General features: G+C 68.2%; 9 protein-coding genes. 6 read left to right on the top strand and 3 right to left on the bottom strand.

Translation table 11 applies throughout. The annotated features are described in order from the left end of the window. Positions 1–82 precede the first annotated feature (82 nt). From clpS to ACWPN8_RS05265, 3 genes are all read left to right on the top strand, one after another. Positions 83–409, top strand: a complete 327-nt coding sequence (gene clpS / locus ACWPN8_RS05275) for an ATP-dependent Clp protease adapter ClpS (protein WP_014246998.1) — start codon at positions 83–85, stop codon at positions 407–409. Positions 410–417: 8 nt separating this feature from the next. Then, positions 418–2,733 carry an ATP-dependent Clp protease ATP-binding subunit ClpA gene (clpA, locus tag ACWPN8_RS05270; RefSeq protein ID WP_109445315.1) on the top strand — a complete coding sequence of 772 codons (2,316 nt, stop codon included), beginning with the start codon at positions 418–420 and terminating at the stop codon, positions 2,731–2,733. Positions 2,734–2,904: 171 nt separating this feature from the next. Continuing rightward, complete coding sequence (locus ACWPN8_RS05265) at positions 2,905–3,771, top strand: NAD kinase (RefSeq protein ID WP_492240097.1); 867 nt, start codon at positions 2,905–2,907, stop codon at positions 3,769–3,771. A gap of 16 nt (positions 3,772–3,787) precedes the next feature. Here the strand turns inward: ACWPN8_RS05265 and ACWPN8_RS05260 are convergent, their stop codons facing one another. Genes ACWPN8_RS05260 through ACWPN8_RS05250 form a run of 3 tightly spaced genes read right to left on the bottom strand, consistent with a single transcriptional unit; the run spans position 3,788 to position 6,143 of the window. Further along, on the bottom strand, positions 3,788–4,975 hold the full coding sequence (locus ACWPN8_RS05260) for a PP2C family protein-serine/threonine phosphatase (RefSeq protein WP_109445314.1): 1,188 nt from the start codon (positions 4,973–4,975) through the stop codon (positions 3,788–3,790). Between the two features lie 10 nt (positions 4,976–4,985). After that, on the bottom strand, positions 4,986–5,789 hold the full coding sequence (locus ACWPN8_RS05255) for an ATP-binding protein (protein WP_492240096.1): 804 nt from the start codon (positions 5,787–5,789) through the stop codon (positions 4,986–4,988). 48 nt (positions 5,790–5,837) lie between these two features. After that, entirely contained in the window at positions 5,838–6,143 is a 306-nt protein-coding gene (locus ACWPN8_RS05250) for an STAS domain-containing protein (protein WP_109445312.1), read from the bottom strand. Between the two features lie 305 nt (positions 6,144–6,448). On the opposite strand from ACWPN8_RS05250, the gene ACWPN8_RS05245 reads away from it, so the two are divergent. Genes ACWPN8_RS05245 through ACWPN8_RS05235 form a run of 3 tightly spaced genes read left to right on the top strand, consistent with a single transcriptional unit; the run spans position 6,449 to position 12,884 of the window. Further along, positions 6,449–8,851: an ATP-binding protein gene (locus tag ACWPN8_RS05245; RefSeq protein ID WP_492240095.1), complete on the top strand. Its 2,403-nt coding sequence runs from the start codon at positions 6,449–6,451 to the stop codon at positions 8,849–8,851. Beyond that, positions 8,848–11,502 (top strand): response regulator, encoded by a 2,655-nt coding sequence (locus ACWPN8_RS05240; RefSeq protein ID WP_492240094.1) that lies wholly within the window; start codon positions 8,848–8,850, stop codon positions 11,500–11,502. Before ACWPN8_RS05245 ends, ACWPN8_RS05240 begins: the two co-directional genes overlap by 4 nt. Further along, positions 11,499–12,884, top strand: coding sequence for a DUF1329 domain-containing protein (locus ACWPN8_RS05235; RefSeq protein WP_492240093.1), 1,386 nt, complete (start codon positions 11,499–11,501; stop codon positions 12,882–12,884). Before ACWPN8_RS05240 ends, ACWPN8_RS05235 begins: the two co-directional genes overlap by 4 nt. Positions 12,885–12,899 lie beyond the last annotated feature (15 nt).

Here is a 12,899-nt window from a genome sequence, read left to right as displayed (position 1 = left end):
GAAAACGGCCCCTTCCCACCGCGCCCGAAATGACCATATCATTCCCAGTGAAAGTGCATCGCGATGACATTCGACTGGGACCATGGCCGACTCTGACAAGCAGGGCAACGACGGCACTAACAGCGGCGTGGTCGTCAAGGCCAAGCCGAAGACCAAGAAGCCGTCGATGTACAAGGTGTTGATGCTGAACGACGATTACACTCCCATGGAGTTCGTCGTTCTCGTTCTCGAACGCTTCTTCAGCAAATCGCGGGAGGAAGCGACACAGATCATGCTGCATGTGCACCGGCGGGGTGTGGGGTTGTGCGGCGTGTTCACCTACGAGGTGGCGGAGACGAAAGTCACGCAGGTGATGGACTTTGCGCGCCAGAACCAGCACCCGCTGCAATGCACGTTAGAAAAGGATTAGACCCACACATGCTGTCGCGTAACCTGGAACAGACGCTGCACCGAGCCCTGGCCCACGCGAACGAGCGCAGGCATGAATACGCGACGCTCGAACATCTGCTTCTCGCGTTGACCGAAGACTCCGATGCTACCGCCGTCTTGCGCGCTTGCGGGATCGATCTCGACCGACTGCGCGCGGAACTGTCGGATTACCTCGACAATGAATTGGCGAACCTTATCACGAACAGGCCCGATGATGCCAAGCCGACGGCTGGTTTCCAGCGGGTTCTGCAGCGTGCGGCCATCCACGTCCAGTCGTCGGGACGTGAGGAGGTGACGGGAGCAAATGTGCTCGTTGCCTTGTTCTCTGAACGCGAGAGCCACGCGGTTTACTTCCTGCAGGAGCAGGAGATGACCAGGTTCGATGCGGTCAACTACATCTCTCACGGAATCGCGAAGGCTCCGGGCCGCTCGGAAACAAAGCGTGTCTCGGGCGCTGACGACGAGGCGGCGGCGGAGAAGGTCGTGAAAAAAGGCAGCGAAGCGCTAGACGCATATTGCGTCAACCTGAACAAGAAGGCGTCCGGCGGGAAGATCGATCCGCTGATCGGCCGGGAGCAGGAGGTCGAACGGACCATCCAGATCCTGTGCCGGCGGTCGAAGAACAACCCGCTCTACGTCGGCGACCCCGGTGTCGGCAAGACCGCCATCGCAGAGGGCCTCGCCCGCCGCATCGTGCAGCAGGAAGTGCCGGAGGTGCTGCGCAACGCCACCATCTTCGCGCTCGACATGGGCTCGCTGCTGGCCGGCACGCGCTACCGCGGCGATTTCGAGGAGCGTCTGAAGGCCGTCGTGTCCGAACTCGAGGCGACGGAGGGGGCGATCCTCTTCATCGACGAGATCCACACGGTGATCGGCGCCGGCGCCACCTCGGGCGGTGCGATGGATGCCTCGAACCTGCTGAAGCCGGCGCTGGCGTCGGGTTCGCTGCGCTGCATCGGCTCGACCACCTACAAGGAATACCGCAGCTACTTCGAGAAGGACCGGGCGCTGGTCCGCCGCTTCCAGAAGATCGACGTCAACGAGCCGTCGGTCGAGGATGCGATCAAGATCCTCCAGGGCCTGAAGCCTTATTACGAGAAGCACCACAAGGTCACCTACACCAACGACGCCATTCGCGTCGCGGTGGAGCTGTCGGCCAAGTACATCGGCGACCGCAAGCTGCCCGACAAGGCCATCGACATCATCGACGAGGTCGGTGCGGCGCAGATGCTGCTGCCGGAGAACAAGCGCCGCAAGAAGATCGGCGTGAAGGACGTGGAGGCGGTGGTCGCCAAAATCGCCCGCATCCCGCCGAAGTCGGTCAGCCGCGACGACAAGGAAACGCTGCTGAACCTTGAACGCGACCTGAAGACCATGGTCTTCGGCCAGAACAAGGCGATCGACGCGCTGGTCTCCGCGATCAAGCTGGCGAGAGCCGGCCTGCGCGAGCCGGAGAAGCCCATCGGCAACTACCTGTTCACCGGCCCGACCGGTGTCGGCAAGACCGAGGTGGCCCGCCAGCTCGCCATGACGCTGGGCATCGAGCTGACCCGTTTCGACATGTCCGAGTACATGGAGCGGCACACGGTGTCGCGCCTGATCGGCGCCCCTCCGGGCTATGTCGGCTTCGACCAGGGCGGCATGCTGACCGACGCCATCGACCAGCACCCGCACTGCGTCCTGCTGCTGGACGAGATCGAGAAGGCCCATCCGGATCTGTTCAACATCTTGTTGCAGATCATGGACCACGGCAAGCTGACCGATCACAACGGCAAGATCGTCGATTTCCGCAACGTCATCCTGATCATGACCTCGAACGCCGGGGCCGCCGACATGGCGAAGCCCGCCATCGGCTTCGAGCGTGACCGCCGGGTCGGCGAGGACATCGAAGCGGTCGAGAAGATGTTCACGCCGGAGTTCCGCAACCGTCTCGACGCGATCATCCCGTTCGCGCCGCTGACGCAGGAGGTCATCAACCGCGTCGTCGACAAGTTCATCATGCAGATGGAAGCGCAGCTGGAAGACCGCGGCGTGTCCATCGAGCTGAACGAGGAGGCCCGCGAGTGGCTGGGCAAGAAGGGCTACGACCCGCTCTACGGCGCCCGCCCGCTCGGCCGCGTGATCCAGGAGTACATCAAGAAGCCGCTGGCGGAAGAGCTGCTGTTCGGCAAGCTCAGCAAGGGCGGTCTGGTCAAGGTCACCGTCAAGGACGACAAGCCGGCCTTCGATTATACCGAAGGCAACCGGCCGAAGCGCACCTCCGGTGACGATGACGAGGAGATGGTGTCGGAGATGGTCGAGTAAGGTCGGCCCATCGGTCCACCGACCCGTTCCGCATGGCAAAAAAGGGGACCGTCCGCGGTCCCCTTTTTCGTTGTGCGGCCAATGGGTACGGCCGACGGATGCGCTCTTTTGCATCGGGTCGTCACCGCGTGATACTTTTGCGCGAAGGCCCGACTGCGGTATGGTCGCGCCATGACCGAATCCGCCGCCACGCCGCCCGCCGTCGATCAATCCGGCCTTGTCCAGTCCGCAGATGCGCAGGCGCCGCTGATGCCGGCCCCCGATGCGCTGCGCATCGCATTTTCCTGCGCCGACACGGACGAGGCGCGCTCCGCCCGCACCCGGCTGGTCCATCGCTACGGCAATGCCATGGCGGACGAAGCCGACGTGATCGTGGCGCTGGGCGGCGACGGATTCCTGCTGGAAACCCTGCACCGGGCGCTAACCCGCAACCGCGAACGGCCGACTCCGGTCTATGGCATGAACCGCGGCTCGGTCGGCTTCCTGCTGAACGCCTACCGCGAGGAGGATCTGGCGGAGCGGATCGTGGCGTCCCAGCATGTCCGACTGCATCCGCTGCGCATGGTGGCGACGCGGGTGAATGGCGAGCGGGTCGAGGCGCTCGGCATCAACGAGGTTTCCCTTCTGCGCGAGACGCGGCAGGCAGCCAAGCTGCGCATCACCATCGACGGTGTCATCCGGCTGCCGGAGCTGATCTGCGACGGCGCGCTGGTGGCGACGCCGGCGGGCAGCACCGCTTACAACCTGTCGGCCCACGGCCCCATCGTGCCGCTGAATGCCGGCGTTCTGGCGCTGACCCCGATCAGCGCCTTCCGCCCGCGGCGCTGGCGTGGCGCGCTGCTGCCGCACACTGCCAAGATCACCTTCGACGTGCTGGAGGAAGGCAAGCGCCCGGTCAGCGCCGTCGCCGACTTCACCGAGGTGCGCGAGGTTCTGCGGGTCGAGGTCCAGGAATGCCGCGAGGTCGGCCTGACCCTGCTGTTCGACCCGGAACTGAACTTTGAAGAGCGCATCCTGAAGGAACAGTTCGCGCCGTAAGGCTCGCATCCCTACGTCACGCCCGCCGCGCAACCCACACGGCGGTCAGGTCGTCGCGCAGCGGCAGGCTGGTGCGGGCATAGAAGCTGTCCATCATCGGCCGCAGCGGGTGCTGGCGGTCGCGGGCCAGCGCGTCGCGGACGAAATCGGGCACGGCGCCCTGCCCCAGCGGGGCATGCCCGTCGCCGCCGCATTCGATCAGCGCATCGCTGTACAGGAACAGGAAGCCGCCGCGCGGCAGGCGGTGGCTCTGGTCGACATACTGCGCCCGGCGCGAGGCGCCGAGCACCAGCCCGGCCGAGTCGAGCAGGCGGATGTCGGGTCCGTTTCCCTTCGCGCCCACCGGCGTCCCCAGCACCGGGTTGGGCGAGCCCGCCGCGGCGAAGGTCAGCGTGTCGATGGCGAGGTCGAGGATGCCGAAGAAGGCGGTGGCGAACTGCCCCGTCGGCAGCACGTCCTTCAGTGCGCCGTTCAATTGGGTCAGCCATTGCGACGGCGCCATATGCTGCATCGGAAAGCGGTCGATCAGCGTGTGCAGGCGGAAGGTGTTGATCGCCGCGGTGATGCCGTGCCCGGCGAAATCGATCATCAGCAGCCCCAGCCGGCGGTCGCCCAGCGGATAGAGGCCCCAGAAATCGCCGCCCAGCTCCGACGAGGTCTCGAAATGGGCGTCCAGCGTCAGCCCGTAGCGGTCCGCCACCTCGGCAAGCTTGCGGGTCTCCGGCAGAAGCGAGGTCTGCATGGCGCGGGCATGCGACAGCTCGCGCTGGACCCGTTCGTGGAACGCGGCGAGATCGTTGAACAGCTTGCGCTTTTCCAGCTGGTGACGGACACGCGCCACGCATTCGCCGGGCTTGATCGGCTTGGAGATGAAATCGCTGCCACCGGCCTCGAAACAGCGCACCTGCTCCTCGTCGCTGTCCAGCGCGGTCTGGAACAGCACGGGAAGCTGCTCGTGCGTCGCGTTGCGGCGCAGCGCCTCGCACATCTCCCAGCCGTTCATCACCGGCATGTCGACGTCCAGCAGGACAAGGTCGGGGCGGAAGCGGTCGACCGCCGCCAGCCCTTCCCGGCCGTTCTCGGCGAAGGCGATCTCGGCGATGCCAGCGCGGCGGATCACCAGGGCCAGCGATTTGCGGTTGAATTCGTTGTCGTCGACGATCAGGACGCGGCAGTCCGACAGCGACAGGGCGGGCGCGGCCATGGACGCTCCGTCAGCGGTCGAACTGCAGGACGGTGCACCGCCCGCCGTCGGTCACCGTCACCCGCGAGGCCAGCGTCCGCATGAAGACGAAGCCGCGGCCCGACCGCGCCTTGTTACCGGTGGTCGCCGGGGCCAGCGCGGTGTCGAAGCCGCCGCCCTGGTCCACCACCGCAATGGCGATGCAGCGCCCGTTCCAGCGGCAGAAGATGTCCAACCGCCGCCGCGTCACGGCGGGATCGTCCAGCCGGTCGCGCATCATCTCGCTGAACCGGCGATAGCCGCCCGGCTCTCCCTTCACCGCGCTGGACAGGCCCAGATTGCCGTGGACGATGGCGTTGGCGACGGCCTCGTGGAGGCAAAGCTCCACATTGGACCGGCGCTGCGGATCCAGAACGCCGCGCCGCACCAGCTCGTCGCAGACCAGCACCGGGCATTGCAGGCCATAGGCGGTGCCGGTGGTCAGCGACAGGTAGAATCCGGGACACTCGGGATCGTCCGCCGCCGGTGCCCCCGACCAGTCGTCGAGCGGGGCCGCCGCCTCGTCGGCGCCCTCTCCCAACTCGACCGTCAGAAAGGGGCTGCGGTCGAAGGCGGCGCGCAGACGGTCGCGGTCGGCCCGCTCCATCAGCAGCGTTTCGACCGCCCGGTCCGGCAGCCGCCGCCCGGTTGCCATGGCGTCGTCCTGCTGGTCCTGAACCGTCCCGGCGAAGCGCGACGCGACGCGGGCGGCCATGTCGGCAGGCACCCGGTCGCGCAACAGGCTGAAGCCGCGGAGTGCCGGTTCGGTCGGGCAGTCGTGATGAGCGGCGTCCATGCGGCAAACTCCCCTGGGACAAGGACCGGCGGGCCAGGACTCGGCGGTTTACGATTCGATGGTGATGATCTCGCCCAGCCGCGCCAGATCGATCGACCGCTTCACGTCACCCAGCGGATGGCGGACGATCATCTTGATGTTACGGCTCTCGGTCTCCTCCTGGAGGATCAGCAACATCCCGAGCCCGGCGGAGTCGATGAAGTCCAGCTTCGACATGTCGATGACGAAGCGCCGTGCACGGGACTGCTCCACCAGTTCGACGATGTCCCTGAGCCGGTCATGGTCGGTGAATTCGAGGCGGCCCGTCAGCCAGACCTCGGTCGCATCGACTGTAATGGTCGTCTTGAAATCCATAGGTCCTCTCAAAATCCTCTTTACCCGGTCCGCAGCCCTGGCCGCACCCATACAAATGCGCGCGAAACCAAGGCAATCCGCCTATGCACAGTAGTGCAAGCACTCATCCGGCCTCAAGTCCCGATACCGTAATCGGATAAACGCCCTCCCCGGGCGCGACACTTTTCCTCCGCTTCCCGCCGCCGGGACGCAACCCGCATGGACGGGCGGCGGACGACGGGGTAGAACGTCCCTGGGGAGGTGCGCGCTCCGCGTGCCGCGCCGCCGCCAGCCGCCCTATCGACGAACCTCCGGAACGGCAAGGCATGACCAGGATCGTTGAGGCATGGCGGCGCATACCGACCGTATCGGCCAAGTTCCTGCTGATCCTGGTGCCCAGCCTCGTGGTCGCGGTTTCGCTGTTCTCGGCCCTGTTCTTCTATGACCGCTACAAGGATTTGCAGGCGGCGTTGCGGGAGAAGGTGGCGACCATCGCCGACATCAACGCGGCGGCGCTGTCCAACAATCTGTGGACCTTCGACGTCCAGGCCATCCGCAACGTCATCCAGGCCATCGGCGCCAACCGGGAGCTTGTCTGCGTCGAGGTGAGCGACGATCTGGCCGACGGGCTGTTCGCCTGGCCGGGGCCGAGCTGTCCCTTGAGCAGCGACGCCAACATCGAACGGCGGCCGGTCCGGGTCCAGAACCTCCAGGTCGGCACCATCACCCTGCATTACAGCCACGACGTCGTCCGCGAGCAGCTGCGGCAGGAGGTGGTGAACACCGCGGTGCTGCTTCTGCTGATGCTGGCCGGCACCATAGCGGCGGCGCTGGCGGCGCTGCGGCTGACGGTGGGCCGGCCGCTGGGGCGGCTGATCGCCTCCATCCTCGAATCGGAACGGGGCGGCGGGCACCAGCCGGTGGACTGGCGCGCCGCCGACGAGCTTGGGCGGGTGATCCAGGCCCACAACGCCATGCTCGCCCGGCTGGGACAGGAGGAGGCCGCCCTGCGCAAGAGCGAGCAGCGGCTGGCGCTGGCCATCACCGCCACCCGGTCCTCCGTCTGGGATTACGACCTGCGCAGCGGGCAATATTGGTGGTCGAAGGAATTCCCCGCCCTGCTCGGCTATGGCCCGAGCGAGCTGCCGATGACGGCGGCGACCTGGTCCTCGCTGCTGCATCCGGACGAGGCGGAGCGGGTGATGCAGGAGTCGCGGCGCCGGGTGCGCGACCGCGCCATGGCCTACACCGCCGTCTACCGCATGCGCCGGCGTGACGGCCGGTGGGCCTGGATCGAAGACCGCGCCACCGCCCAGCGCGATCCCGACGGCCGCGCCCGCCGCCTGACCGGAACCATGTCCGACGTCACCGAACGGGTGCGGGCCGAACTGGATCTGGCCCATGAGCGCAACGTGCTGCAGGTCACGCTGAACAACACCGACCAGGGCATCATCAAGGTCGACGGCAACGGGCGGGTGGTGACGGCGAACCGCCGCGCCGCGGAGCTGCTGAACATCCCGCCCGAGGTGCTGGCCGGCAACCCGCGCTTCGCCGACGTCGTGGCGCTCCAGCGCCGCCAGGGCGAGTTCGGCGAGATGGGCGACGATCCCGACCTCTATCTCAGCTACGGCATCGGCACGGAGGGCAGCGGACGCGGCTCCGACACCGGCACGGATGGCGGCTTCGGGATGCAGCCGGGCGAGCCGGCGGGGATGATCGACCAGCCCTTCACCTTCAAGCGCCGCCGGCCCGACGGCCGCATCGTCGAGGTGCGCACCAACCCGCTGCCGGAGGGCGGATTCGTCCGCACCCTGACCGACGTGACGGTGGAAGCCCGGTCGGCCGAGGAAATCTTCAATGCAATGCAGGAGTTGGAACGCGCCTATGCCGATTTGAAGGAGACGCAGGCCAATCTGGTCCAGGCCGAGAAGATGGCCTCGCTCGCCCTGCTGGTCGCCGGCGTCGCGCATGAGATCAACACTCCGATCGGCATCGCCTTCGGCTGCGCCACCCATCTGTCGGGCCGGACCGGCATGCTGGCCGAGGGGTTCGAGCGCGGGACGATGAAGAAGTCGGAGCTTGCCGCCTATGTCGCCACCGCCAGCGAATCCTCCCGCCTGATCGAACAGAACCTGACCCGTGCCGCGGAGCTGATCCAGAGCTTCAAACGGGTCGCCGTCGACCAGACCAGCGAGGAGCGCCGCCGCTTCGACCTGCTGGCCTATCTGGAGGAGGTGGTGACCTCGCTCGGCCCCACCCTGCGCAAGAGCCGCCACCGGGTTGCCATCGCCTGCTCGCCCGGCATCCTGATGGACAGCTTCCCCGGTGCGCTGAGCCAGGTGGTGACCAATCTGGTGATGAACGCGCTGACCCACGCCTTCCCGGCGGACAGCAGGGGGCACATGGTCATCGACGTGGACGAGGTGGCCGAGGGCGAGGTGGAGATCCGCTTCGCCGACGACGGAGTCGGCATCGCCGCGGAAAACCTGCCCAAGGTGTTCGAGCCCTTCTTCACCACCCGGCGCGGGTCGGGCGGCAGCGGCCTGGGGCTGCACATCGTGTTCAATCTGGTCACCCAGTCGCTGGGCGGGCGGATCTCGGTTGACAGCGTTCCCGGCGATGGAACTACCTTCACCCTGCGCATTCCGAAGACCGTCATCCCCCCCGGCAGTCCTGCCGCCGCCACGCCTTCGCCGCCGCCCGTACCGCTGGAGACCGAACCCGCATGAGCACCGGCGCCTACGACGACGACGAAATCCTGTTCGCCGACGAGGAGGCGGACGGCGCTGCACCCGATCCCGGCGAGGCGGCCACCGGTGCGGAGCCGGTCGACCCGGCGGCCCCACCCTGGGTGATCCTGGTGGTTGACGACGAATCCGACGTCCATTCCATGACCGGGCTGCTGCTGGCCGACGTCGCCTTCCAGCGGCGGCGGCTGGACCTCGTCAGTTGCTTCACCGCGGCGGACGCCCGCACCGTGCTGGAAAGCCGGCACGACATCGCCGTGGTCCTGCTCGACGTGGTGATGGAGGAGGATGATTCCGGCCTGAAGCTGGTGCGCTGGATCAGGGACGGGCTGGGCAACCGCGATGTCCGCATCATCCTGCGCACCGGCCAGCCGGGTCAGGCGCCGCAGCGCGACGTGATCGTCGATTACGACATCAACGATTACAAGCCAAAGGCCGACCTGTCGGCGGAAAGCCTGTTCACCGCGGTGATCGCGGCGCTGCGCGCCTTCGACCAGATCCAATCGATCGAAACCCGAGTGGCGGAACGCACGCGCGAGCTGCGCGAAAGCCGCGAGCAGGCGGAGGAGGCGACCAAGGCCAAATCCGCCTTCCTCGCCACCATGAGCCACGAGATCCGCACGCCGATGAACGGGGTGCTGGGCATGCTGGGCCTGCTGGAACGGACGGAGCTGGACGAGCACCAGCGCGACACCGTCGGCACCATGCGCAAGTCGGCCAACGCGCTGCTGCGGATCATCGACGACATCCTGGACTTCTCGAAGATCGAAGCCGGGAAGATGGATTTGGAACGGGTGGCGCTGTCGGTCCCGGCGCTGGTGGAGGGGGTGGCGGAAACGCTGGCCCCCGCCGCCGGGGCCAAGGGGCTGGCGCTGCTGACCTATGTCGACCCGGCGATCCCGCAGGCTTTGCTGGGCGATCCGGTGCGGCTGCGCCAGATCCTGTTCAATCTGGCCGGCAACGCCATCAAATTCACCGAGGCCGGCCGCGTCGTGCTGCGCGCCGAGCTGGAATCGCCCCCGGCAGGGACGGAGACTCTGCTGCGCATCGCCGTCTGCGACACCGGCATCGGCATCGCCGAGGCGACGCGCCAGCGCCTGTTCCAGCCCTTCACCCAGGCGGAAAGCTCCACCACCCGGCGCTTCGGCGGCACCGGGCTCGGCCTGTCGATCAGCCGCCGGCTGGCGGCGCTGATGGGCGGCGAGATCGGGGTGGAGAGCGAGCCCGGCCTCGGCTCCACCTTCTGGCTGCGCCTGCCCCTGACCGGCACCGCCGCGCCGGATGCGGCGGAGGACGGTCCCGATGCCGTCGATCTGGACGGGCTGACCGTCCTGCTGGGCGTGCCCGACGACACGGAGCGCGGTTTCCTCGCCCGCTATCTGGAGCAGGCCGGCGCCCGCGTGCTGCCCGCCGCCTCCCCGCCCGAACTGGCGGCGCAGGCCCGCATCGCCCGCGAAGCCGGCTGCGCCGTCGGCGTCGTCACCATCGACAAGGCGCTGCACGTGCCCGCCGCCGCCTGCGCGCCGGAGGAGCTTGGCCGCCGCAGCGGCGAGGCCCGGCCACCGGTGGTCCTGCTCTGCCATGAGACGGGCGGCATGCCCGGCCCGGCCTCCCACCCCGCGACGCGCGGGGCGGAAGCCGGCACGGTGGTGCTGAGCCGCCCGCTGCGCCGGCTGGTCCTGCTGCGCGCGGTGGCCGTCGCCGCCGGGCGGCTGCATCTCCAGCCGGTTCCCCCCCATTCCCAGCCCCAGTCCTCTGCCCTGCCCTCGCCCGCCACCGCCAGGACCGCGGCAGGCCCCACCGCCGGCGTCCCCGGCGTGGAGGAGGCGGAAGCCCAGGGGCGCCTGATCCTGGTGGCCGAAGACAACCCGGTGAACCGCAAGGTTCTGCTGATGCAGTTGCAGGCGCTGGGCTATGCCGCGGAGATGGCGCCCGGCGGGGCCGAGGCGCTGGAAGCGCTCGACGCCATGCGGCAGGGCCGGCGGCGTTTCGCCCTGCTGCTGACCGACGTCCAGATGCCGGAGATCGACGGATTCGAGCTGACCCGCCGGATCCGCAACGACGAACCGTCGGCGGACCGCCTCCCGATTGTCGCCATCACCGCCAATGCCGCCCCGGCCGACATCGAACGCTACCGCGCCGCCGGCATGGACGATGTACTGAGCAAGCCGCTGGAACTGTCGCAGTTGGGAGCGACGCTCGCACGCTGGCTGCCGCCGATCCCCGCCGAGCCAGCGGGGGTTCCGGCACAGGCGCTGCCCGAGGCGCAACCCGGAGGGTGGGTTGAACTCGCCGGCCTGCGCGCGCTGTGCGGCGGCGATGCGGCAATGCTGGCGGAACTGCTGGGCGATTTCATCGCCATCGGCCGCGGGGTGATCGCCGATCTGGACAAGGCTCTCGACATGGGCGACCGCGACCGGATGCGGGCTTGCGCCCACAATCTGAAGGGCTCCTCCCGCAATGCCGGCGCCAAGCCGCTGGCCGAGGCCGCCCGCATGCTGGAGCAGTCGGCCACCGAAGGCGCGCCCCTCTCCCGGCTCAAGGAGGAGGCCAGCCGGCTGCGCGACAGCTTCGCCGCGACCTGCACCGCCATCGAACGGGAACTGGCTCTCGTGGAGCGGTCGACGGCATGAACGACCCGACGGATTTCCACCCCGACCGGCGCCAAGCCCTTGGCCTGCTGCTGGGGGCCGCCGCTTCTGCCGCCGCCCCTTCCGGCACTCTCGCTCAAAGCGCCCCGGCCGATGTCGGCGTGCCGCGGCTGGGCGAGGAACTGACGGCCTTCGGGGCGGTGCGCGCCGGCAACCGCACGCGGGCGATTCCACCCTGGACCGGCGGGCTGACCGAGGCGCCGCGCGGCTATGTGCCGGACCGCCCGTCGCCCGATCCCTATATCGAGGACGTGCGCTGGTTCACCGTCGGCGCCGCCGATGTCGAGCGCTACAAGGTCCGGCTGACCGCCGGGCAGCAGGCCCTGCTGGAGAAGTTTCCGGACAGCTTTGAACTGGCGCTGTTTCCCAGCCGCCGCAGCGCCGCGGCACCGCAGCGCATCTATGACGCCTCGCTCGCCAATGCCGACCGCGCCAGGCTGGGCGAGAACGGGCTGGCCTTGCGCGATGCGGCGGTCGGCGTGCCCTTCCCGATTCCGGCGAACGGCGTGCAGGCGATGTGGAACCACAAGCTGCGCTGGCGTGGCGGTACCCTGTCGCGCACCAGCCTGACGGTGGTGCAGTCCGGCGACGGAACCCGGTCGCTGACCCGGCTGCGCGAGGATATCGCCTCGCCCTATGCCGCCGGGGATGCCGCCGCCCCGCCCCTGCTCTATCGCCGCACGATCATGGATCCCAAGGAACAGGCGGGCAGCAGCCTGATCGTCCAGGGGACGCTCGACCCCATCGCCGCCCGCACCCGCGCCTGGGTGCGGGAGGGCGAGCGCGGGCGCGTGGTTCCGGCCTCCGACTTCGCCTATGACACGCCCGACCCGGTGACCGGCGGGATCTGCACCGCCGACATGCTGGACATGTTCAGCGGCGCGCTCGACCGCTTCGACTACACGCTGGTGACTCGGCGCGAGATGTACATGCCGTACAACGCCCACCGGCTGACCAACCCCAGCCTGACGATGCGGGACATCCTGTGGCCGCACCATCCCAACCCGCAGTTCCTGCGCTATGAGATGCACCGGGTCTGGGTGGTCGACGCCCGGCTGAAGCCGAACTTCAAGCATTCGCTGCCCGACCGCACCTTTTACCTGGATGAGGACAGCTGGCAGATCCTGGCGTCGGAGCATTACAACGGCAAGGGGGAGCTTCTGCGCTACGCCGAAGCGCACCCGCTGCCGGACTGGCAGGTGCCGGCCCTGGTGCCGACGATGGAGTTCGCCTTCGACCTGACGGCCGACCGCTATGCCGCCCGCGGCGTCGAGAACGGGCTGCCTCCGCCGCGATACGACGCCCCACTGAAGCCGGAGGACTTCACCCCCGAGGCGCTGGTCCGCCGCGGACGGCGGGGGTAGCCGGGGCGGGGGTGA

Source organism: Azospirillum sp. UENF 112521, assembly GCF_058780665.1.
The sequence above is the reverse complement of the archived record's forward strand: the minus strand, read 5'-3'. Positions and strand labels throughout refer to the sequence as shown.